16 protein-coding genes are annotated in these 22,547 nt (G+C 59.4%); 7 read left to right on the plus strand and 9 right to left on the minus strand.

Going from position 1 to position 22,547, the window contains the following annotated elements; genetic code table 11:
• The first annotated feature begins 26 nt into the window (after window positions 1-26).
• Together treY and CORAM0001_RS04295 are read left to right on the plus strand one after the other, a co-directional pair.
• Window positions 27-2,489, plus strand: coding sequence for a malto-oligosyltrehalose synthase (gene treY, locus CORAM0001_RS04290; protein WP_005510353.1), 2,463 nt, complete (start codon window positions 27-29; stop codon window positions 2,487-2,489).
• On the plus strand, window positions 2,479-3,645 hold the full coding sequence (locus CORAM0001_RS04295) for a GTP pyrophosphokinase (RefSeq protein WP_081451096.1): 1,167 nt from the start codon (window positions 2,479-2,481) through the stop codon (window positions 3,643-3,645). The genes treY and CORAM0001_RS04295 overlap by 11 nt, the downstream gene beginning before the upstream one ends.
• On the opposite strand, the gene CORAM0001_RS11035 is transcribed toward CORAM0001_RS04295, so the two are convergent.
• Both CORAM0001_RS11035 and CORAM0001_RS04300 read right to left on the minus strand, forming a co-directional pair.
• Entirely contained in the window at window positions 3,593-3,985 is a 393-nt protein-coding gene (locus CORAM0001_RS11035) for an RNA-binding S4 domain-containing protein (RefSeq protein ID WP_081451097.1), read from the minus strand. The genes CORAM0001_RS04295 and CORAM0001_RS11035 overlap by 53 nt on opposite strands.
• Window positions 3,986-4,231, minus strand: coding sequence for a hypothetical protein (locus CORAM0001_RS04300; protein WP_005510313.1), 246 nt, complete (start codon window positions 4,229-4,231; stop codon window positions 3,986-3,988).
• Window positions 4,232-4,383: 152 nt separating this feature from the next.
• Between CORAM0001_RS04300 and CORAM0001_RS04305 the strand changes: the two genes are divergently transcribed.
• Window positions 4,384-5,130: a helix-turn-helix domain-containing protein gene (locus tag CORAM0001_RS04305; RefSeq protein WP_005510320.1), complete on the plus strand. Its 747-nt coding sequence runs from the start codon at window positions 4,384-4,386 to the stop codon at window positions 5,128-5,130.
• A 6-nt stretch (window positions 5,131-5,136) separates the two neighbouring features.
• On the opposite strand, the gene CORAM0001_RS04310 is transcribed toward CORAM0001_RS04305, so the two are convergent.
• Complete coding sequence (locus tag CORAM0001_RS04310) at window positions 5,137-5,838, minus strand: YigZ family protein (protein WP_208854630.1); 702 nt, start codon at window positions 5,836-5,838, stop codon at window positions 5,137-5,139.
• 129 nt (window positions 5,839-5,967) lie between these two features.
• On the opposite strand from CORAM0001_RS04310, the gene treZ reads away from it, so the two are divergent.
• The gene (treZ, locus tag CORAM0001_RS04315) at window positions 5,968-7,884 is read left to right on the plus strand and encodes a malto-oligosyltrehalose trehalohydrolase (RefSeq protein ID WP_040361166.1); all 1,917 of its coding nucleotides are present in this window, start codon (window positions 5,968-5,970) and stop codon (window positions 7,882-7,884) included.
• On the opposite strand, the gene CORAM0001_RS04320 is transcribed toward treZ, so the two are convergent.
• The 3 genes from CORAM0001_RS04320 to dnaE form a co-directional block, all read right to left on the minus strand.
• On the minus strand, window positions 7,881-11,561 hold the full coding sequence (locus tag CORAM0001_RS04320; protein ID WP_050773592.1) for a hypothetical protein: 3,681 nt from the start codon (window positions 11,559-11,561) through the stop codon (window positions 7,881-7,883). The genes treZ and CORAM0001_RS04320 overlap by 4 nt on opposite strands.
• Window positions 11,562-11,676: 115 nt before the next feature.
• Window positions 11,677-12,972: a threonine ammonia-lyase IlvA gene (gene ilvA / locus CORAM0001_RS04325; RefSeq protein WP_005510291.1), complete on the minus strand. Its 1,296-nt coding sequence runs from the start codon at window positions 12,970-12,972 to the stop codon at window positions 11,677-11,679.
• 56 nt (window positions 12,973-13,028) lie between these two features.
• Window positions 13,029-16,586: a DNA polymerase III subunit alpha gene (gene dnaE, locus CORAM0001_RS04330; protein WP_005510340.1), complete on the minus strand. Its 3,558-nt coding sequence runs from the start codon at window positions 16,584-16,586 to the stop codon at window positions 13,029-13,031.
• A gap of 243 nt (window positions 16,587-16,829) precedes the next feature.
• Here dnaE and CORAM0001_RS11325 point away from each other — a divergent pair, with 243 nt between their 5' ends.
• The 3 genes from CORAM0001_RS11325 to CORAM0001_RS04340 all read left to right on the plus strand — a co-directional run bounded on the left by CORAM0001_RS11325 (window position 16,830) and on the right by CORAM0001_RS04340 (window position 19,788).
• The gene (locus CORAM0001_RS11325; RefSeq protein ID WP_005510327.1) at window positions 16,830-16,994 is read left to right on the plus strand and encodes a hypothetical protein; all 165 of its coding nucleotides are present in this window, start codon (window positions 16,830-16,832) and stop codon (window positions 16,992-16,994) included.
• Between the two features lie 80 nt (window positions 16,995-17,074).
• The gene (locus CORAM0001_RS04335) at window positions 17,075-18,364 is read left to right on the plus strand and encodes an alanine racemase (RefSeq protein WP_005510413.1); all 1,290 of its coding nucleotides are present in this window, start codon (window positions 17,075-17,077) and stop codon (window positions 18,362-18,364) included.
• Entirely contained in the window at window positions 18,361-19,788 is a 1,428-nt protein-coding gene (locus CORAM0001_RS04340) for a D-arabinono-1,4-lactone oxidase (protein WP_005510379.1), read from the plus strand. The genes CORAM0001_RS04335 and CORAM0001_RS04340 overlap by 4 nt, the downstream gene beginning before the upstream one ends.
• Here the strand turns inward: CORAM0001_RS04340 and rarD are convergent.
• The 3 genes from rarD to CORAM0001_RS04355 form a co-directional block, all read right to left on the minus strand.
• Window positions 19,785-20,753 carry an EamA family transporter RarD gene (rarD, locus tag CORAM0001_RS04345; RefSeq protein WP_005510416.1) on the minus strand — a complete coding sequence of 323 codons (969 nt, stop codon included), beginning with the start codon at window positions 20,751-20,753 and terminating at the stop codon, window positions 19,785-19,787. The genes CORAM0001_RS04340 and rarD overlap by 4 nt on opposite strands.
• A gap of 109 nt (window positions 20,754-20,862) precedes the next feature.
• Window positions 20,863-21,588 (minus strand): hypothetical protein, encoded by a 726-nt coding sequence (locus tag CORAM0001_RS04350; protein WP_005510357.1) that lies wholly within the window; start codon window positions 21,586-21,588, stop codon window positions 20,863-20,865.
• The gene (locus CORAM0001_RS04355) at window positions 21,585-22,496 is read right to left on the minus strand and encodes an RluA family pseudouridine synthase (RefSeq protein WP_040361184.1); all 912 of its coding nucleotides are present in this window, start codon (window positions 22,494-22,496) and stop codon (window positions 21,585-21,587) included. The genes CORAM0001_RS04350 and CORAM0001_RS04355 overlap by 4 nt, the downstream gene beginning before the upstream one ends.
• Window positions 22,497-22,547 lie beyond the last annotated feature (51 nt).

Here is a 22,547-nt window from a genome sequence, read left to right on the forward strand (position 1 = left end):
TCCTGGTGGGCGGTATAAAGGGGAACATGAGTCGCCGACCAATTACGTCCACCTACCGTCTCCAACTCCGTGGCCCCAAGGCCGACCCAAACGGGCGCGCTTTCACGTTCGCTGACGCGGCTGAACAGGTCGGCTACTTGGCAGACCTCGGAATTTCACACCTGTATCTGTCGCCTATCCTCACTTCTGTACCGGAGTCGAACCATGGCTACGATGTCATCGATCCGACGACGGTGAACCCGGAGCTCGGCGGCATGGAAGAGCTGCAGAAGCTCGCGCAGGTGGCGCACAAGGCCGGTCTGGGCATCATTATCGACCTGGTACCGAACCACCTCGGTGTTGAGGAGCCCAAGCTCAATGTCTGGTGGTGGGACGTTCTGACCTATGGCAAGGATTCTCAATTCGAGCCATACTTCGATATCGACTGGCACGAGGACAACGGGGCCAACGGCAAGATGGGGTTGCCGATTCTGGGCTCCCCGGAGGATATCGACAAGCTGGAGCTCGACACCTCTGGCGACGAGCCACTTCTGCGCTACTACGACAATGCATTCCCGGTGCGCCCGGGCACCGAGGACGGCACCCCGCAGGAAGTACATGATCGCCAGGCCTATCGCCTGATGTACTGGAAGGACGGGGTCATTGGCTACCGTCGATTCTTCAGCGTCAACGGTCTGGCCGGCATCCGCCAGGAAAACCCGGTGGTATTCGAGCACACACACCGCATCATCCGCGAGCTGCTGGCTGCGGACATCATTGACGGTGTCCGCATTGACCACCCAGATGGCCTCAGCGACCCATTCGGATACCTCAGTGAGCTGCGCCGTCTACTCGGCGATGACAAATGGCTGGTTATCGAGAAGATTCTGGGTGCCGAAGAGCCACTGGATCCGAGACTCCAGGTTGACGGCACCACGGGGTACGATGCCCTGCGTGAGTTCGACAATGTCTTCGTCAACCGCGACTCCCGAGACGCCATGAGCATGTTGGCTCTGCAGCAGTCCGGCTCAACCTGGGACAAGACTGCCGTGCAGGCAACTGCGCAGGCCCTCAAGCACGATGTCGCAGCGCACGAGTTGGCTGCAGAGGTCCGTCGTCTAGCGCGTGCCCTGCGCCGCGATAACTGGTCTATCAGCGGCACCAGCGTAAGCGACGAGGTACTTATCGACACCATCTGCAAGCTGGTCGCTGCCATGCCTGTCTACCGTTCGGACTATGTCTCCCTGTCACGAGTGGCTTCCACGGTCATTGGTGAAATGGCAGCGCGTTTCCCCTCGCGTGTCTTTGCTCTCGACCTCATTTCGGCAGGTTTGGTAGCCGGTGGTGAGGCCGCCACGCGGTTTGCGCAGGTCTGTGGTGCGGTCATGGCAAAGGGGGTCGAAGACACCACCTTCTACCGTGCCTGTCGCCTAATCAGTCTGAACGAAGTCGGCGGTGATCTCGGTCGCTACGGTATGTCAGCGGCGGAGTTCCACCTGTTGCAGTCGGAACGTGCTCGCCTCTGGCCACGGACCATGACCACGCTGTCCACGCACGACACCAAGCGCGGCGAAGATGTCCGAGCCCGCATTCTCCAGCTCTCCGATGTCTCCGGCGACTGGGCTGAAAATGTCCGCAACTGGATGGCCATCACCCCCGCCCCGGACGATGCCACCGGCTACTTCCTGCTGCAGAACATCATCGGAGTCTGGCCGACTGACGGCGTAATTACCGATGAACTGCGCGAACGCCTCCACAATTACGCCATTAAGGCCATCCGCGAGGCAGATGTTCACACCTCCTGGACGGAGCCGGTCGAGGAGTTCGAACTCGGCATCCGCAGCTGGATCGACGCGCTTCTCGACGGCCCTCTGACCGACTCCATCACAGAATTCGTCCGCTCCATTGCGCCAGCTGCCCTGACCACCTCTCTGTCGCGCAAGCTCCTCCAACTTGTCGGCCCCGGTATCCCCGATACCTACCAGGGGACGGAGTTCACAGAGGACTCCCTGGTTGATCCCGACAACCGCCGCTTCGTCGACTATGATGCGCGCGTCGCGGCGCTGGATAAGGTTGCCCGCGATGAGGTCACGTCGGTGACTAAAAGTCAAGAGCACCCAGCCGAGCTGCCGGAGGACTTTACGGATGCCGATGCGGACGTCGCAAAGCTGATGGTGACTCACCACGGAGTAAAACTGCGTGCGGAGCGCCCGGAGTCCTTCGTCGGCGGTACCTACCAGCCAGTATTCGCCGTCGGTGTGGGCGAGCGTCATCTGGTCGGTGCAGCACGTGGACCGAAGGGCGAGCCGGAAGATGTTATCGCGCTGGTGACGCGCCGCCCGCTGGGGCTGCAGCGCGAAGGCGGTTGGGGCGACACTACAGTGACACTTCCCAAGGGATTCTGGACCGACCGTTTCACCGGCCATACTTGGTCCGGCACCATCACCGTGGCTTCTCTGTTCAGCTCCTTCCCAGTAGCACTGCTGGTACGCGAGGACGATGACGACTAATCGAATGAAGGATTCGCTTGCCGACGATTCCCGCGAGCAGACCCGCAAGGCTCAGTTGGCGGAGGATCGAGAGGTTACCCGTGCGCTGCAGTCGAAGTACGACTCGTGGGCAACTCGGCACCCCACTGCCGCGCAGGACTTTGTCGATGCGATTAAAGAGATTCTCTCCGATGCCGGTTTGGCCTTTGACAATGTCACGGCGCGGGTGAAGTCTTTCCGCTCATTGCGGCAGAAGGCCCTGCGTCGTGAAGCGGACGGCAGCTACGTCTACCCTGACCCGTGGCACGATATCCACGACATCATCGGTGTGCGTGTAACCACGTACCATTCGACGGAGATTCCCGCGATTATGGATGCGCTGGGAGATTCGCTGACTGTGCTGCGCACGATTGACAAAACTGCGGAGACACGAATCAGCGGCCGGTTGGGATACGGCTCCCAGCACTTGATCTGCAAGGTGTCGACGGCGGCGCCGTCAGAGCTAGCTCCATATGCGGATATGCAGTTTGAGGTGCAACTGCGCACTGTGCTGCAGCATGCGTGGGCGGAGTTTGAGCACGATATTCGCTACAAGGCCCCTGAGGGAGCGACAGACCCGCGGATTGATCGAGCTTTTGCGCTGGCCGCTGGCCTTATTGAGCTCGCAGATCAGCAGTTCGACCAGGTCGTTGCCGTGCTGGAGGAGTCTACGCCGGACGATTCCGCGCAGGGAGAGGGTGAAAAGCCCTCGGTTCCGGCAAAGACCACAGCCGATGACATTGTGGTGACTGAGGAAACCCTACCCGGCGTGCTGACGATGCTGCTTCCCGATGCACCCCGCTCAAAATCAGAGCATTACGGCTGGGCAGAAGAACTGCTGGAGCGCAATGGCATTCGCACTGTCGGGCAGCTGCGAGAGCTACTTAATCCGCAGCGCCTCAGCGCGGTAAGTAAGGCCATGAAGTACCGCTTTAACCCCGGCCATGTGCGTGTTATCGATGACCTACTACTGGCGGCTCGCGGTGAAAAGCATATTAAGGCCACTGCGGATACCAGCCATAACCCGAAGCGTCGACCAGCCCGTTTGCGCGCACGGTTGCAGCAACTAGCGGAGGCCGGGATGCCTATGAGCGACGTCCCCGAAGACGATCGAGCTGACGGCGATCGCGCTTCGTAGGCCGCCCGGCACCGCGGTCGCGCATCGGCATCGATGCGAGAATCTCCCTCGGAGGCGGTGGCGGAGAGTGGTCGATATAGCACTGCCTGGCCACCGGAGCTCCGACCCGTTTCTTCACCGTCTTGGTGACCTCAACAACGTGTTCGCGGTGGTTTGCCCACAGTCGCACTCTGTCCCCTGGGACGACTAGAACTGAGGGTTTCACGGCTTCGCCGTTGACTTTGACGTGGCCACCACGGCACGCATCTGCGGCCAATGAGCGAGTTTTCAGCAACCTGACCGCCCAAATCCAGGCATCGATACGCACTGGTTCGGTAGACAATTGCTGCTGAGCAGGCATTTACTGCGGATCCTTGTAGTTCACAATCCGCTGAACCTTTTGCCAATTGAGAAAACCACCGACCAGGCCGACTACTGCCAGGATGAGGAATAGAGACATGCTTCCGGCTAGAAGTCCGAGCACTGCACCGCCGACGACACCGCTGCCTGCCCATACAACGGCATTGCGGGAGTACTTTCGCACCGCGTTCTTGCGGAGCTCAATGGGGTTCTGAGGTTGGGGCTGAAGATAGCTCATGGAGTACATATTAGAGCGTTCTGGTCTCCCTGACGCATCGCATAGGTCGATAGGGCGTACAATTCGGGAAAAATTTCTACAGCCATAGCAAACCTGCTAGATATTCCTATTTGGGTAGGTAATTAACACAATGGCGTAGGTTGATTGCTAGAGTTAGTCCTATGACAGAAACTGTCCGCCCCCGCCACCGCATGGTCGACCGCGTTGCGGCAATCCTCGAACTCGTTGCGCGCTCTAACGAAGGTCTAACCCTCACTGACATCGCCCACACGCTGAACTATCCGCTCAGTACCACGCAGGGCCTTGTCAACGGTCTGACTGTGACAGGTTACCTTGACGAGTCCCACAAGCGTTATACGCTCGGCATGGCGCCGTTTCTGCTCAATGTCATGGCCGGTCGTCGCATGGTCAACGTTCCGACGGCTGAGCTCGAGGCGATTCACAACGAAACTGGGTTGATTACCGTGCTGGCACTGCCGGTTGGTGGCAAGCTTTTCTACCTCAAAACCGTCGGTGAATCCATGCGCTACCAGTACCTGACGGAGAACTTCCTGCCGCGCTCACTGCTGCGCACCTCTGCAGGTTGGGTTTTGATGAGTCGGTTTGAAAAGCGCGAACTGTGGTCCTACCTGAACTCCGCGCGGCCGGAAGACCAGGTCTATGTGGATGATTTCCTCCGCCAGGCCGGGGAAATCGCAGAGACCGGCGTCTGTGCTGCCCCGGGTATTGCCGAAGGCGGTGGCGTTGACGGTGTCTCTATCGCAGTGGAGGAAGACGGTGCTACTGTCGCGGCAGTCTGCGTCTTCGGTCGGCCGGAAAAGATTGCAGAAAATAAGGACGAACTGGTGGAAATTCTCAAGCGCCATCGCGGTGCACATAACGGCGAGGAATCCCCGAACCAGGGTTAATGGCTGTTAGGCGCGCAGCTCCCACCAGATTTTGCCACCGTCCGTAGACGGCTCGCTAGCTCCCTTAGTCAGCGCCTGCATTTCGCCGTCCAGCTGGGCAATCCCATCGGCAGTCACCGCGATGGAAAACTCCACGTTCTGGCCCCACCGCGTTTCCACGATCTCATAACCACGAGCACGCAATTCCGCTTCGATGCGACCGGCATCTGCGGCGGAGATACTCACTACCCTCAAGGCTCTTTGCACGCGCCGCATGCGCGTGACTTTTTCTAGACACTCTGAGACCGAATCCGAATAGGCTCTCACAAGCCCACCCGTGCCCAATTTGATGCCACCAAAATAGCGGATCACTACGGCGGTGACATTCGTCATTCCAGAGCCCTGGAGCACATCGAGCATCGGGCGCCCTGCCGTGCCACCAGGTTCACCGTCATCTGAGGATCGCTCCACCCGATTCCCTCCGACGACCTCATGAATGTATGCGCTGCAGTGGTGGCGAGCATCCGGGTACTCCGCCTTGGCCAAATTGATGACCTCTCGGGCGCTGCCTTCGTCGTCGGCACGCGCGATCCACGTAATGAAGCGAGATTTCTTAATCTCGATTTCATTCGTGACGATGTCACCGTCGGCGGGGACAATCAGCTCGATGTCACGCTGATTCTGCGTCGCTTCGGTCGAAGTGGATGGCTCGGTGGTCATAGTGTCCATTGTTGCGTATGGGCTTAGTGCACACCCAATCACCGCCGCTCGGTACTTTCTCGACCTCACCTTGAGCTCCCCTTGAATCCGCGGTGTTCGAAAACGTTTCCCCTGTGCCAATCCGCTGACTGACCTACCATGGTGCCCATGAGCAACTACCGAGTCTGGGCCCCGTACGCTTCCGAAGTCCGTCTGCTGTTGGGCAATCCTGACGCGCCAGCGATTTTTGATATGCATCCCATCGCTGACGCCACCGATGGCTACGGCGCCAACTCTGGTTGGTTTGAAGCTGATGTGGCTCGCACACCGGGGGATCGCTACGCATTTTCGCTGCGGGCACATGCGGGATACGGCGCGCCTGACGGCGAATCGGGGGACGGCTCCTCCCCCGCTGTCGGTGACTGGACAATACCGCTGCCAGATCCGCGTTCCCAGTCCCAGCCGGATGGTCCGCATGGTTTCTCCGAGGTCGTTGACCTAGGTGCCTATAAGTGGAAGGACTCGGCCTGGTCGGGCCGAATTCTGCCAGGCGGTCTGATTTATGAGCTGCATGTGGGCACCTTCAGCGATTCTGGTGATTTCGAAGGTTTGGTGGAACATCTAGACCACCTGATTGAGCTGGGGATAACGCACATTGAGCTGATGCCAGTGCAGCCTTTCGGCGGTGACCGTAATTGGGGCTATGACGGTGTGTCCTGGCACAGCGTGCACGAGGGCTACGGTGGCCCGCGGGGTCTACAGCAGCTGATTGATACGTGCCACCGAAAGGGTTTGGCTGTCATTTTGGATGTGGTCTTTAACCACTTTGGCCCAGACGGCAACTATGTGGGATTTTTCGGCCCCTACACCGCTGGTGGTACGACGGGTTGGGGTGAGGTTGTCAATCTCACTGGCGACAACTCTGATGAGGTGCGTGCGTATATTTTGGATGCAGTGCGCCAATGGTTGGTGGATTACCACGCCGATGGCCTTCGTCTGGATGCAGTCCATGCCCTGCATGACGAGGGGGCATTCCACATTCTGGAGCAGATGCAGGTTGTTGCAGACACTGTCGCAGCCGAGACTGGTATTCCGCGTTCTTTGATAGCAGAGTCCGACCAGAATGATCCGCGTTTGGTCCGCCCGCGCGCTGCCGGTGGATTTGGCCTCAACGCCCAGTGGGATGATGACGTCCACCATGCACTGCACACGCTGGTCTCTGGCGAGGACCACGCCTACTACTCAGACTTTGGGTCGGTGGAAGCGCTAGCTAGTGCTTTGGAAACTGGCTTCTGGCATACGGGCACAATGTCGACGTTCCGTGGTCGTACTCACGGCCGCCTCTTCGACCTGTCTGTCCAGCCCATGCATGCTTTCGTAACGTACACGACCACACATGATCAAACGGGAAACCGCGCTGTCGGCGACCGTCCGTCGATGAACCTCACTCCGGCGCAGCAGGTTTTAAAGGCAGCAGTTATCGCCTGCAGTCCTTTCACCCCGATGCTCTTCCAAGGTGAGGAATGGGGAGCCTCTACCCCGTTTGCTTTCTTCTGTTCCCATGAAGATCCGGAGCTGCAGCGGCTCACGCGCGAGGGACGCCTTCGTGAGTTTGCCCGTGCCGGGTGGGATCCGAAGGATGTATCCGACCCATCGGATCCAGAGACCTTCCACCGCTCGAAGCTCAATTGGCAGGAGGTCTCGGAGGGCTCGCACGCCACTATTCTGGCGGCCTACCGCGATCTCTTCGCGCTGCGGAAGTCTCACCCGTCGCTTCGCACTCCGTGGTCGGCATCTGTGGTGACCGAGTATGACGAGGACAATCGTTGCCTTGTCGTTGTGCGCAGCCAGGATGAGCGCGAAATGGGTGCCCGAAACTCGGATGCCTTTGAAACTGTCGCTTTGGTTGCGAATTTCTCCGACGCCGAAACCAGCGTCAGCCTGGATTCCGAGTTCGGTTCCGCCCATCTGCTGCACACTTTTGAAGACGCAGCAGCCAGCATCGTCAATGACGAAGCTGCTGGTCCCGAAATCTCGCTTCCAGCGTGGGGCTACGCTGTCGTCTCGCTCAGCTAGTCAGCCGAACTTTCAGCCTCGGTTCCGGGCTCTTGCTCATCCGCCGCACCCGACTCGGGTGCTGGCCACGGCAACTCGGTGACATCACCGTGGAGGACATGAGCCACCAACGCGTCTGCGATGAGAATATCGCTCATCACCAACGTCGGAACCAGGTCCGCCAGCTGAGCCCACATCGGAATCAGCTCACGGACAGCGGCGACACTGGCATCAGAGTTCTCAGCCTGAGTACGGGCCAATACGCGGGCAGCCACTGCAATAAGCAGTGACGTTCCCGGCACCAGAGTCCAGTGCAGCGAAGGATCATCCGCATCGATGCCATCGAGCTTGTGGAAGCGCACATTGACCGCCTTGCGCAGTCGCGGAGACGCCTTCGACACCGTCTTAAACAACACCCGAGAGGCGGCGGCAAGCTGGGTCATCACACCGGATTCCACAATCTCAGCACGATTGCGTACCACTTCGTAGATTGCCGTGAAGCGAGCGTCATCGTCGGTCAGCGGCCCCGGGACCATGCGGTAAGGATCAAAGACCTGCGACAAAATAGCGCTGGCCTGTGCTTCCGGCAGCGAGGTAATCTGCACCGAGCTCTGGTCGATAGTGGCGGACTCCAGAGTGGTGTCCTGGCCGCTGGCAGCAATGTCCAGCAGTCCCTGGCCACCAGTTGTGCGCAGATAATCCAGCTGACGAGAACGGTCCACGCTCTCATCAGTGAGATCCGCCAACGCTGCCAATGCACCGAGCCACGGCACACGGCGACGCCCCGGCACTGGCTTAGTAGCGCTGAAGTCTCCCAGCACGAGTCCGGAGGCGATAAACATACCCGGCTGATCGTCGAGCGCGATGACTGAGCGGTTCAACGCAGCCAGACCGGCGCGTGGTTCAGCACACAAGATCGCACCCAACCTAGGTGCGGCCAGCAGCGGATTCGCCTGCGCCATGTCGGTTGCACGACCAGCCCGCAAGGTCGCCAGTAGCGTCCACAAACGTGCGAGCTGATCCTGATTTAGCTCGCCCCACAGTTCCTGCGCGCGAGCAACGGGATCGGTGTCCTCGCCATCGAGGTCAACAGCCTCGGCATCATCGACATGATGCAGAATGGTAGACCCGGCCGCCGGCCACTGTGGGTGGCGTTCCTTCTCCACACCGAGAGTCACCTGCGCGACAAATGGGCCAAGGCCGCGGAGTTCGTCGGGAAGCTCGCATTCACCCTCCACGACTTCCAGGGCGACGGGTTCGCGCCACGGCTGACCTGCGGCCCAGAGCCACAGGGTCATCGGCAAGTGCGAAACATCGTCAGCGACATCAACCTCGATGATGTCAGTGGCTTCATCGTTGAAGGCAATCTGGCGGATGGCATCGCGGGAGGAAGCCTCCACCAGCGGTACAGACAGGCGCTTACGTCCCGTCACACGTGTCCAGTCCAAACTGATGCGCAGGGCCTTCAGCAGGGAGATACGGTCTGCAAATTTGCCGAACTCCGCGTAGCCAGTATCGCCGAAACGCTTGATGGGGACGCGACAGATGTCGCGCTCACCGCTGGAAACTGCAACATGCGCATGGCGCAACTCGCCCGGGGCATTGACGACAATCTTGCCGAAGGCATCGACACGCTTCGGGCGGGTGACCAATGTAGTGGTGCGGCGGGCGACGGATTCATCGGCAAGCGGAACCTCAAACTGCAGCGTGCCTGGCGTGACCTGCAACTGCAGCCATGCGCCTTCTTCGGTGGAAAGCTCGACGGTACCTGTCACTTCGTCCGCCCCGAGGCGCACGATAGCGGGCTCGGCGTCAAGCGGCTTGTCACCGGAGACAACGCGAATGTCGGCGGGGCTCAGACCGTCGATAGTCGGGATGCGGAAGCCGTCGCCACCACCGCTGTAAGTAATCGTGAGGTCTGCCTGCTCCGCAATGGCGAAGTGCTTCTGGAAGCTGCGGCCACGCGGATTGACCAGGCGAACCACGAACTCGCCGACCCACGGGTAATCGTCATCGGTAAGGATCTCAACCTCGCCACCTGCGGCGGGTACCTCGAGGTCATAGACCATGACGGAATCCGTGGTAAACGCACCGTAACCGCCAAAATCGGTGACGATAGCACGCCAGGACTCGTCCTTACCGGACAGCGTCGGCGGAAACACAGCGACCGGACCACCAGCGTAAACCGGGGTGCCGTAGGCAGACACCGTGCCGTCGAGACGCGCGTGGGGCATGGTCATTCGCGGTTGACGCTGCGGTGACGCTGACCTAACCTCGCCCGCCGCCCCGGACCGACGAACCTGAACTGCATGAACATCGCGAAGATCAATCTCAGCGACTTGCCACAGCTCCCAGTCAAATGGGCGCGGGTCCGATAGCAATGGCACCTCGGCACCCGTGACGGGGTCAACGAGTGTGGCATCAACCGGGTAGACCACCGTAGCGGACGTCGAGTGCAGCGAGACCTTGTCTGTGACCGACTGACCGTCGGCACCGAAAATGAGAATCGGGTCCTCAGTGCTAATCGCCGGGACTCGCCAGTGCTTCTCATCGCCGATTTCCACCAGCACATCGCGCACCGGCTCATCGATGGTCACCACTGGACGCGGCAGCGAATCCTGCAGGCCCACCACCGGTGTCGTTGCTACCGTGCCGCCGAAGGTGACACGCCAGGTCCGTCCCGCCGGATCCAGCGGCGTCGGTAGCTGTACGCCAACGGTCTGCGTCAGCTCATCGAAGTACAGCTGCGGGCGGCCGGTCGTTGCCACCACGCCCACGGCTTCACGACGATTCGCAGTACCCGCCGGACGCATACGCAGCTCTTCACGCGCAGCGGCCACCAGAATGGGCGGAAGGCCCGCGTCAAGCTGACCGAGTTCTTCCCGAGCCTCCCAGTTGGCCGGATCAGCGGCGGTGGCAATGGCGTAGCCGAGGGTTGCCTTAAACAACTTGTGCGCCTGACGAGGTGCCGTCCTGGCCAACTGACGCAGCGCCAGCGGGTAGACACCATCTTCGGCCTCTGCTATTTCGGTCAGCAGCCCTTCGAGCAGCGGATGTACCTTCGACAACGCCTGTACCAGGTCATTGGCCGAAGGATTGGTCAGCTCCGCTACCCCGGCAAGTTCCTCGCAGCGCTCGATAAACAGTGGCATCACCGATAGCTGCACACCCGCGTGCAGCAGAAGCACCTGTGCCGCTTGCTGCAGCTCATCCGAATCGGCCTGGTCGCTGTCGACGTCGTTAGGCAAACCAGCATTGGCCAGCATTGTCGGCACTGCGGCGGCGAGGTGCTCGATGAGCGCGCCGGTAGTGTCAGCGTCTGGATTCAGCTGCAGAGCCGCCGGCCAGTCCAGCCACATTTCGCTTGCCGACGCAACACGCGCGGCGCGTCCTACCAACGAGGCAAGGGTGACCAGCGGGTGATTGTCAACGACACTCTTCGCAGCTTCAATATCGGCAGCAGTACCGCCCTCCAGATGATGGGCCAGGAGCGTTCCCAGGAAGCGGTCGATACGCTCAACCTCGTCCATCGACAGCCCTGACCAGACAAACAGTGGCTCAACTTTGGCCTGTGTGGCAGATTCCAGCAGCCCTGGAATCCGGGTGGCCAGGTCCTGCTCTGCGGCAGCCAGCCACATTTCGACAATCACGGTATTTTCCACTCGGACACCCTGGTCGACACTGCTTGCCCCAGTCATAGTGGGTGGACGCTCCCCTTCGCTACAAAGCTTGCTCGAAAAGATTCAATTAATTGGTTGAGTTGATGGCCCTCGGAGGTCTGTCTCGGAGGTTTCCCAGATTGACCTAGCAAGTCTAGGTCAAAAAGTCATACTCTGGCGTGCCTGGCACCAGTCGGCGGCACTTCAGCGGCGAGGCATCCATGCGTGCGAGCAATTCATCGAGGTCAGAGGCACGACGTAGCTCAATACCGACCAGAGCCGCACCAGTTTCGCGGTTGTTGCGCTTGAGGTATTCGAACTGCGAGATGTCGTCATCCGGGCCGAGAACATCGCTGAGGAACATACGCAGCTGGCCAGGCTTCTGCGGGAAGTTCACTAGGAAGTAGTGCTTGAGGCCGCGGTAGACCAGCGAGCGCTCCATGATCTCGGCATAGCGCAGCACATCGTTATTACCGCCCGAGATGATGCAGACAACAACCTCGCCCGGTTCAAACTGCATCTGCTCCAACGCAGCGACAGACAACGCACCCGCGGGCTCCGCGATGATACCCTCGTTCTGATAGAGATCCAGCTGCGCCTCACAGACCGCGCCCTCTGGCGCAATCATCGGATGAACGCGGTTGCGGTTGGCCTCCAGAATGTGCCATGGCAGGTCACCAAAGCGTGCCACCGCGGCGCCATCGACGAACGGGTCGGTGTGCCCCAGCGTGATCGGGCCGTTGTTCTCCAAAGCTGCGCGCATGCAGGCCGCGCCCGCAGGTTCCACACCCATGACCTGGGTGTTCGGTGACATGTCCGACAGGTAAGAGGTGACACCGCTGAGCAGACCACCGCCACCGACCGGTACGCAGATGGTATCCAGAGTCAACCCCTGACCGGAGAGCTGCGCAATAATTTCAGCTGCGACGGTGCCCTGGCCGACGATGGTGTTGAAGGAGTCGAATGGCTCCACCATGGTGGCACCAGTGCGCTGTGCGTCAGCACGCGCAGCAGCGGCGGCCTCATCGAAGGAGTCTCCGACAACGACGATCTCAACGGCATCGCGGCCGTGGTAAGCGATACGGTCGCGCTTCTGCTTCGGCGTGGCATTGGGTACATAGATGCGTCCCTTAATACCCAGCTGACGGCAGGCGTACGCCACACCTTGAGCGTGATTTCCTGCAGATGCCGCAACGACACCTGCTGCCCGCTCTTCGTCGGTGAGCTGAACCATGGCGTTGTAGGCACCGCGAATCTTGTACGAGCGCACGTCCTGGAGGTCTTCCCGCTTGAGGAATACCTTAGCGCCGGTGATTTCGGAAAGACGTGGGCTGAACTGCAGCGGAGTGGCCGCAATAACCGAAGAAATTCGTGCCTGCGCAATCTGAATATCGGCCGCATGGACAAGTCGGCGTTCGGTCTGGGAAGCAGGCACGGAATTCTCACTCATGAGCTATGACTCTACTCGGTCATACAACCGGTTGCGACAATCAGGGCCACGATAAGCTACCCCAGAATACTGGCCCCAATCGTCGCCTTCAGATCGCCAATCAAGCTGGCGTCCCGGTCGACCCGCAAGTGCTCGCCGAGAACCAAAGTGGTGTGAGAATCGCCGTCGACAAGCTTGAGATAGACGTCGGAGTCGCCAGGGTTGTCCAGCAGTACTGACTTCAGCTTGGCAATCATCTCCGGAGTGCACTGATCAGTGCGCATGGTCAGACGCAGCGGCGCCGAAGTGGAACCATTGCGGCCAAGATCCGGCAGCTTCAGGTCATCACAGACCACACTCATGCGGTCATCGCGGTACTGAACGCGAGCACGAATAAGCACGATGGCGTCTTCAGCAATGCTGGTGGCAATCATTGCGTAGGTTCTCGCAAAAGCCATAACTTCCACGCGCGCGCCGTTGTGGTCCTCAATACCGATAATCGCCCAGGGCTGACCGTTCTTATTCACGCGGCGGTCAACGCTGGAGACAATGCCACCAATAGTGATTTCGGTGTTGTTAGCGACTTCCCCACCGACGACCGTGGTCAAAGCGGTATCGGTCTGCGCGGCCAGCGATTCCTCGAATCCATCGAGCGGATGGCCGGAGACATAGAGCCCCAGCATTTCTCGTTCCAGGGTCAGCTCGTGCTTGCGATCCCACTTCTCATCCGGGACACGGATTTCAAAAATGCTCTCCGAACCAGTGTCCTCATCTCCACCGAAGCCGGCAAACAGGTCGAACTGTCCCTTATCTGCAGCCTTCTTGGTCGACAGCACCGAGTCAATGGCTTCTTCATGAATGAGCGCAAGGCCCTTTCGTGGGTGCCCCAGCGAGTCGAAAGCGCCGGCCTTAATCAGCGACTCAGTGATGCGCTTGTTACACGGCAGCGTCTCAATCTTGTCCAAATAGTCCGAGAAGGACGTGAACTTGCCCTTCTCCTCACGCGTCTTCACAATCGACGCGACCACATCATGGCCGACGTTACGGATAGCGCCGAGACCGAAGCGAATATCCTCACCGACCGGCTCGAAGTCCATACCCGACTCATTGACATCCGGCGGCAGCACCTTAATGCCAAGGTGGCGACAGTCCGACAGATAAATAGCCAGCTTGTTCTTATCATCCGCCACCGAGGTGAGCAGCGCCGCCATGTACTCAGCGGTGTAGTTGGCCTTCAGATACGCGGTCCAGTAGGACACCAGGCCGTAGCCCGCCGCGTGAGACTTGTTAAACGCGTACGAGGCGAAGGGCAGAATAATATCCCACAGCTTCTGGACAGCGTCCTTGGAGTAGCCGTTTTCCAGCATGCCGCCTTCGAAGTTCACGAACTCCTTAGCCAGCACCTCGGGTTTCTTCTTACCCATGGCTTTACGGAAACCATCTGCTTGACCTGCAGTGTAGTTAGCCAGCTTTTGCGAGATCTTCATGATCTGCTCCTGGTACACGATCAGGCCGTGTGTTTCTTCCAGGATTTCCTTCAACTGCTCATCCAGTTCCGCATGGATGGCGTTATAAGGCTTGCGACCATTCTTAATATCCGCGTAGTCAAAGTGCGCGTTCACACCCATCGGTCCCGGACGGTACAGCGCCAGCGATGCCACGATGTCGTCGAAGCCCGTTGGTTGCATGCGTTTGAGCAGCTCACGCATTCCGCCACCATCGAGCTGGAACACACCGAGGGTGTCACCGCGCGACAGCAGCTCATAGACCTTCGGATCATCGGTCTGAAGGTCATCGAGCAGAACTGTCTCTCCTCGGTTGGACTTGATGTGCTCAATACAGTCACCGATAACCGTCAGGTTTCGAAGACCCAGGAAGTCCATCTTCAACAGACCGATAGCCTCACACGCCGGATAGTCCCAGCCAGTGATGATCGCGCCGTCAGCCTGTCGCTTCCACATCGGAATGTGATCCATGAGCGGCACCGACGCCATCACCACGGCACAGGCGTGCACACCAGTCTGCCTAACGACGCCCTCGAGACCACGAGCCGTCTCGTAGATTCGCGCCACATCCGGGTCGGTCTCGATGAGCTGTCGAACCTCGGCGGCTTCACCGTAGCGTGGATGCTCCGGGTCGACAATACCTCCCAGCGGAATATCCTTGGCCATAATCGCAGGTGGCAGCGCCTTGGTGATACGGTCTGCAATCTGATAACCCGGCTGACCGAACTGCACACGCGCCGAGTCTTTCAGAGCCTGCTTGGTCTTCACCGTACCGAAGGTGACCACCTGCGCCACCTTGTCTTCGCCCCAGCGATCTGCCGCGTAGCGAATCATTTCATCGCGGCGGCGGTCGTCGAAGTCGATATCGATATCCGGCGCGGACGGACGCTCTGGGTTCAGGAATCGCTCGAAGAGAAGACCATGCTCGATTGGATCAATATTGGTGATCCACGTCGCGTATGCAACCAGAGAACCGGCAGCGGAACCACGCCCCGGACCGACCTTGATCCCTACCTCACGGGCATGCCGAATCAGCTCCGCCACGATAAGGAAGTACGACGGGTAGCCCTTACCGTCAATAACCTCAATTTCGTACTCCGCGCGCCGGATGTACTCCTCCGGTACCTCGCGGCCCTCAAAGCGCTTGCGCAGCCCCTCCATCACGTTGTGATGCAGCCATGTCGTCGGCGTCTCTCCTTCCGGAACGTCCGCCTTCGGCATGCGGTCGTGCGGATGTTCTTCCCACAGCTCGTCGTAGTCCTCAACGCGCTCCGCGATGAGCAGCGTGTTATCGCAGGCACCCGGAACTAGATGATCCCAGGTCGCACGCATTTCTTCGGCGGACTTAATAAAGTAGCCATCACCGTCGAATTTAAAACGGTCCGGATCATTGAGCGTCTTACCCGTCTGCACGCAGAGCATGGCCTCGTGAGCCTTAGCCTGGTCACGGGTGACATAGTGGCAGTCATTCGTAACCAGCGGCGGCAGGTTCAGCTTCCGGCCAATCTCCAGTAGCTCACTTCGCACACGGGTCTCAATATCCAGCCCGTGATCCATCAGCTCGAGGAAGTAGTTTTCCTTGCCGTAGATGTCCTGCCACATACCGGCGGCCTGCAGAGCCTCGTCGAACTGCCCCAGGCGCAAACGCGTCTGCACATCACCCGACGGGCACCCAGTGGTTGCGATAATGCCCTCGGCGCGTTCCGCCACCAACTCGGCATCCATACGCGGGTACTTACTAATTTGCCCCTCATACGATGCCATCGACGACAGGTAGAACAGGTTCCGCAGACCCTGCGCATTCGCAGCCAACATGGTCTGATGCAAGTAGGAACCGCGACCCGAGACGTCATCTCGACGCTGATGCGGTTCACCCCACTGAATGCGCTTTTTATTAAAACGGCTCTCCGGCGCCATATAGGCCTCAATGCCGATGATCGGCTTGATGCCCTTGGACTTCATTTGCCGATAAAACGCATTCGAGCCAAACATATTGCCGTGGTCAGTAACACCGACCGCGGGCATCCCCTGACGCGCAACCTCGTCGGCAAGCAAATCGATCTTCGCCATACCGTCGAGCATGGAGTACTCGGTGTGATTGTGGAGGTGCACGAAGGAGGAGTTAGCCATGAGTCCAGATTGTAGACAATCCCCCGGACTGAACAAGATTCCTTCGAACACCCAAAATGAAGCAGCCCCTTATGCCTGCACAGTTATAGCTAAAGACGTGTGCAACATCACTCTTACTTTTCCTTTACTTACCAAAAGCAATTGGCAATACTTGACACCACGGTTCGTGAGGAAGTCCTCATATTTCCTTGCGGCCATAGAGAAACGCACTGCCCTCAAGCAAAGAACCAAAGGAGCAATACAGTGTTCGCACCACTTTCCGATGGCCACTTCACCTACTTCCCTAAGCCCGAGCTTGACGAGGTTCTCGCAACTATCGACCGCCGCCCTGTTGCCGCCGGCTACCTCGTCGATGGCGATGTCATCACCTCCAACATGGATGCCGCCCGCTACAGCTGGCTGGTCTAGAAAAGCGCAGACCTGGAAAATTCTGACTTTCTTTTCAAAATCAAAGACAGTACAGGTTTTCAATGATTACGTTTTAGGGCATGAAACTTTCTCGAGCTTCTGCCCCGGAGTCCTCGGGCACATCCCGCCCGGCTCCGACATCGATGTCTCACCTGCCTGAGGCGCTGCCGCCGCAGGCGCCCCAGCCAGCCCGCCCACCATTGGCGACCGACACGCTGCTTAACTGCACTTCCCTTCCTGCCGTCGTCGTCGACCTCGCGGCGGTCGAAGCCAATGCCCGCGATATGCTCCGCCGTGCAAACGGGATGCCTATCCGCGTTGCCTCGAAATCAATTCGCATTCCACAACTAATTTCGCACGTCCTGGCCTTCCCCGGTTTCCAGGGCGTGCTGGCATATTCGCTGGCAGAGGCGCTGTACCTATTCCGAGAAGGCATTAGCGACGACATCGTCGTCGCCTACCCAACACTTGACGCCCGCGCTATCTCAGAGCTTGCCGACGATGATGCAGCGCGTGCCGCCATCTGCGTGATGGTTGACCGTCCCGAGCATCTAGAGGCGCTGGCGTCGTCGGCAAGCGAAAATGCGCCAATCCGCGTGTGTATGGACGTCGACGCATCCTTTCGCCCCCTGCCCGGCGTGCATATCGGTACGCTGCGCTCCAGCCTGTTCTCGCCGAAGCAGGCAGCGGCGTTTGCCAAGCAGATCCTTGCCCGTCGGGAACTGCAGCTGGCGGGAATCATGATGTATGAGGGGCACATAGCCGGAGTAGGCGATGCCGGAAACTCCCCGCGTGCGCGAGCAATTCGGGCGATGCAGGCCGTTTCAAAGAAGGAGTTGGCGAAGCGCCGCGCGAAGGTCGTCGCTGCAGTCGAGAAAGTGGCGGGGCCGCTGGAGTTTGTCAACGGTGGTGGCACGGGGTCATTGGAGTCGACGTGCGCCGAAGCCGCAGTAACCGAGGCAGCGGCGGGGTCGGGATTCCTGGCTCCAACCCTCTTCGATAACTATCGCGCATTTAATCTGCGCCCGGCGTCCTGGTTTGTATTGCCGGCGACGCGACGCCCTAAGAAGGGCGTGGTCACGGTGTCCGGCGGTGGTCGAATTGCCTCTGGTACGGCGGGGGCTGACCGGCTGCCAACCCCCTGGTACCCCACTGGCCTGCGCTACGCGGCAGAGGAAGGCCCCGGTGAGGTGCAGACTCCGCTGCTCGGCAAAACCGCCGACGCAATTTCGCTGGGAGATCCCGTGTGGTTCCGTCACGCCAAGGCCGGCGAAACAGCCGAGCACACACAAGAAGTCATTGCAGTTCGAGATGGCGCCATCGTCGCCCACTGGCCCACGTACCGAGGAAAGGGATTGATCTTCACATGAGCAATTCACGCAACAACGCCCGCTTCACAGTCTCTACAGTTGAGTCCCGCGTACCACGCGTACGTCGGCGTGCGCAGGCGAAGGCCATCGCCAACTCTCATTGGAACAATTGGGCTCACACGCAATCGTGCACCCCGTCCTACACTCATCAGCCACACGATGATGAGGGCGTCATCTCGGTAATTAAAGCGGCGAAGACCGAAGGAACTACGGTGCGTCCGCTGGGGGCCGGTCATTCCTTTACGTCCGTGGCCACCACCGATGGGCACCGCATTCAACTCGACCGCTGCTCCGGCCTCGTCGAACTCGACGCCGCCAACCAGACCGCCACGCTGCGTGCTGGCACTCGCCTGCGCGACACTCCAGGTATTCTGCGCCCGCTCGGTTGGGCACTTCCCAACCAGGGCGATGTCGATCCGCAGTCGCTGGCCGGCGCTATCTCTACTGGCACGCACGGTACCGGGCTTGGGTTCACCGGCTTCGCAGGCACCGTGAAGGGATTCAAGATTGTCACCGCGGATGGCGTCGTCAGGCACTGCCATCCGGACGCTGAGGGAATCAACGGCGAGCTCTACCGCCTCGGACGGCTGGGGCTGGGTGTCTTCGGCGTGCTTACGGAGGTCACGATGTCCGTCGTGCCGGCGTTTGATCTGCACGCCGACGAGCACCGCGAAGAGTTTGATTCCCTGCGTAAGAGTTTCGCCGAGCGCTGCAAAGAAGCTGACCACCTAGAGTTTTTCTGGTTCCCGGGACAGCGCGAGACGCTGGTCAAGCACAATACTCGGATTGAACCGCAGCGCCACCGCCGCCCGAGCCGCAATAGCCTGAAGCAGCGCCTGGGCAGCGCGCGCACGTATCTTAACGACGAAGTCGTCAACAATATGGGACTCTTGGCGTGCTGCGAGATTGCCAAGGCCATTCCCGCTACGACCGACACCATCAACCGGATTGCCACCAACACCGTGCCTGAGCGCCGCTACTCCAACGAGGCGCACAAGGTCTTTGTCTCGCCGCGCCGAGTTCGTTTTTCCGAGATGGAGTACTCCGTCCCGCTCGAGGCCGCTTCCGATGTCCTCGGAGAAATCCGCGACGCAATTGCCCGCAAGAGGATGAAAGTCTCCTTCCCCATCGAGGTGCGCTCCGCGAAAGCCGATGATGTGGCCCTGTCCACTGCGTACGGTCGCGACAGTGCCTACATCGCCATCCACCGCTACTGGAAGGAAAATTACCGAGAATACTTCAATCTCATCGAGCCGATTTTCAAGGCCCACGAAGGTCGCCCGCACTGGGGCAAATTGCACACGCTCGGCGCGGAGGATTTCACAGAACGCTATCCACTGTTCGGCGAGGTCCAGGCACTACGGGAAAAGGTCGACCCGCAGGGAATCTTCCTGAACGAGCACCTGCGCGACCTTTTCTGCTAATTTTCCGAAGGCTTTACGACGTCCCGGGTAACCGCCCCATCCGTCTGGTCGGCGGCATCGTCGGAACCCGCGGTCGGTTCAACACCGGCCTTGCGGAGTTCCCGGCGCACCCGACGCTGTCGGCGCATCTTCAGGATGAGGTCGCAGATAAACAGCGCGACGGCACCCCAGATGATGAAGAATCCGATCCAGCGCTCCGGTTCGAGCTCCTCGCCGAGCACGGTGACTGCCAAAGTGATTTGGAGAACTGGAGTGAGGTACTGCATCAGGCCCAAGGTGGCCAACGGCAGGCGTTTGGCACCTTCGCCGAAGAGCAGCAACGGAATGGCGGTAGCAACACCGGCGCTCATCATGAGCAGCGTGTGACCAGTTCCTTCGGAGGTAAAGGTGCTCTGCCCGTTGTAGGTCAACCAGAGGATGTAGGCCAGCGCAATCGGTGTGATCACGGCGGACTCGGCCGTCAGCGAAGCTGCGGAGGAAAGCGAAACCCGCTTCTTCATTAGCCCGTAAAAACCGAAACTGAACGCCAACGCCAGCGCACCCAACGGCGGATGTCCCACACCGATAGTCAGAACAATGACCGCGATGGTAGCCAGAATGACGCTGCCGAGCTGCAACCACGAGATGCTTTCACGGAAGAAAATCATCGCCAACAAAACGCTGACCAGCGGGTTAATGAAGTAGCCGAGCGCAGCCTCCGCCACCTGCCCATTGTTGACCAGGTAGACGTACACACCCCAGTTGACGGAGATCAACAGTGCAGCAATAAAAATAGTGCCCCAGGTCTTGGCACTCGCGGCCTTCAGCTCTGGCCATGCGCGCATGAAGCTGAGGGCAATGACCATAAAGACAAGGGTCCAGACGAATCGGTGCGCCAAAATCTCCACGGCCCCTGCTGGTTCCAGCAAGGGGAAATAGAGCGGAAACAGCGCCCACAAAAGGTACGCACCGAATGCCTGAATCACTGTTGACTTACTCCTTCTCGTTCTCGTTGAAACTGACTGCGTACTGTCGGCAGAGTTCTAGGCGCTTCATCCTAGTCGTTTGGATTTGGGCACTTAGTTCTGGCTTCTATTAGTTCTGGCTCAGCCCTGGCGCAAAGAGCGGATCTTTATCCGTGAAACCGGAACTCAGCACCGGGCGAATACCAAAACGGCCACGCGCCGCATCTGATGGCAGCGCCTCGACTGCTTTCACATCGGGCATTTTCTTGACATCCATCAACGATTCAGCGTCACCATAGACCAGTAAACCGTTGAAGCCGAGCCGTTCGTCGTCAATCGCGACATCTGCGTAGGCAGCCGCTAGCTCCAGTTGATCTTGCAGCAGCTTTTCTTCGCTCGCTGTTCTACTCGGCTGCGGCAAATACCGGGTGCTCACACCGCCGATGATTGCCGTCGATACTCGCAGAGAGGGCTCTTTTTCATAGACCTGTGCCGCTTCTTGCGCATCGAGCAGCCGATCAAAAGTCACCATCGCCCAGAACTTCGGGTCCTCCACGACTGGCTGGCCTGTCTTTAGCCGGTAGTCCTCTTTCTTCATATTCTCGAGGGACTCGTCGGCACGCTCTACGTACTGCTCGGTTGCTTCCCACGGATCCGGGCCGAGCGCATCGCCGTTGAGATTCTGCGGCTTGCTTACCCGATCGGAGGTCGAAGCGACTGCTAAAACAATCACTAACACGACAACACAGAAACCAGAGATCAGTGCCATCGCAGGCGAAATACTGCCGTCACCAGTGCTTTTCGCACGAGTTTCACGGCGTGGTGGGTTCTTGGATCCCGATGGGGTCTGCGTCATGCGCCCTGCCTCAAAACTTCCAATGCATGGTTCAAATCATCTGGGTATGGACATTCGATTTCCATCCAGCGACCATCTGCCGGATGGTGGAAACCAAGCGAGACCGCGTGAAGCCACTGGCGGTTGAGCCCCAGCCGCTTGGCCAATGCCGGATCGGAACCGTACATGGGATCGCCACAGCATGGGTGATTCAGCGCAGAGAAGTGCACGCGAATCTGGTGCGTGCGCCCAGTCTCTAAATTCACCTTCAGCAGCGTTGCTGGGGCGAAGGCCTCAAGCGTTTCGTAGTGCGTCACAGCATGCTTGCCATCCTGGCGGACGGCAAAGCGCCAACCCGCCGAAGGATGACGGCCAATCGGCGCATCAATTGTCCCCGACAGCGGATCCGGATGCCCCTGAACCAGAGCGTGGTAGGTTTTCGACACCTCGCGGTTTTTAAACGCCCGCTTGAGCACGGAGTAGCCCCGCTCGGAGCAGGCGACAACCATCACGCCAGAGGTGCCAACATCCAGGCGATGCACGATGCCTTTTCGCTCGGGCGGACCGGAGGTGGAAATGCGGAAACCAGCAGCCGCCAGTCCGCCGATAACCGTTGGACCTTCCCAACCGACCGACGGATGTGCGGCCACACCGACTGGCTTGTGAACAGCCACCAGATCGGAGTCGTGGTAGAGCACGTCCATGCCCTCGACGAGTTCCTCTTTGGGAACCAGTGGCTTTTCCACCGGCGGCAACAACACAGAGAGGAAAGCGTTTTCTTCCAGTCGGTCGGACTTGCCCACGCTCACGCCATCGACTGTGATGTCCCCAGCTGCTGCCAGGTCAGCCACCGCTGTGCGCGAGAGTCCCAGCAACTTAGCCACACCGGCGTCTACCCGCATACCGGCCAAGCCCGGTGGAACGGGCATCTGCCGGGTTTCTCGGTCGGGCTGGTGCGCTCCCCCGAGTGCTGCACCACC

The sequence above is a fragment of the Corynebacterium amycolatum SK46 genome (genome assembly GCF_000173655.1).
Classification (GTDB): Bacteria; Actinomycetota; Actinomycetes; order Mycobacteriales; family Mycobacteriaceae; genus Corynebacterium; species Corynebacterium amycolatum_A.

What these genes read in the sequence shown, in the direction of transcription:
- CORAM0001_RS04295 (WP_081451096.1), top strand. Translation starts at nt 2,479, where the DNA reads ATGACGACTAATCGAATGAAGGATTCGCTTGCCGACGATTCCCGCGAG.
- CORAM0001_RS04355 (WP_040361184.1), bottom strand. Translation starts at nt 22,496, where the DNA reads ATGCCCGTTCCACCGGGCTTGGCCGGTATGCGGGTAGACGCCGGTGTG.
- CORAM0001_RS04340 (WP_005510379.1), top strand. Translation starts at nt 18,361, where the DNA reads ATGAGCAATTCACGCAACAACGCCCGCTTCACAGTCTCTACAGTTGAG.
- CORAM0001_RS04320 (WP_050773592.1), bottom strand. Translation starts at nt 11,561, where the DNA reads ATGACTGGGGCAAGCAGTGTCGACCAGGGTGTCCGAGTGGAAAATACC.
- CORAM0001_RS04350 (WP_005510357.1), bottom strand. Translation starts at nt 21,588, where the DNA reads ATGACGCAGACCCCATCGGGATCCAAGAACCCACCACGCCGTGAAACT.
- CORAM0001_RS04335 (WP_005510413.1), top strand. Translation starts at nt 17,075, where the DNA reads ATGAAACTTTCTCGAGCTTCTGCCCCGGAGTCCTCGGGCACATCCCGC.
- treZ (WP_040361166.1), top strand. Translation starts at nt 5,968, where the DNA reads ATGGTGCCCATGAGCAACTACCGAGTCTGGGCCCCGTACGCTTCCGAA.
- CORAM0001_RS04310 (WP_208854630.1), bottom strand. Translation starts at nt 5,838, where the DNA reads ATGGACACTATGACCACCGAGCCATCCACTTCGACCGAAGCGACGCAG.
- ilvA (WP_005510291.1), bottom strand. Translation starts at nt 12,972, where the DNA reads ATGAGTGAGAATTCCGTGCCTGCTTCCCAGACCGAACGCCGACTTGTC.
- CORAM0001_RS11035 (WP_081451097.1), bottom strand. Translation starts at nt 3,985, where the DNA reads ATGCCTGCTCAGCAGCAATTGTCTACCGAACCAGTGCGTATCGATGCC.
- dnaE (WP_005510340.1), bottom strand. Translation starts at nt 16,586, where the DNA reads ATGGCTAACTCCTCCTTCGTGCACCTCCACAATCACACCGAGTACTCC.
- treY (WP_005510353.1), top strand. Translation starts at nt 27, where the DNA reads ATGAGTCGCCGACCAATTACGTCCACCTACCGTCTCCAACTCCGTGGC.
- CORAM0001_RS04305 (WP_005510320.1), top strand. Translation starts at nt 4,384, where the DNA reads ATGACAGAAACTGTCCGCCCCCGCCACCGCATGGTCGACCGCGTTGCG.
- CORAM0001_RS04300 (WP_005510313.1), bottom strand. Translation starts at nt 4,231, where the DNA reads ATGTACTCCATGAGCTATCTTCAGCCCCAACCTCAGAACCCCATTGAG.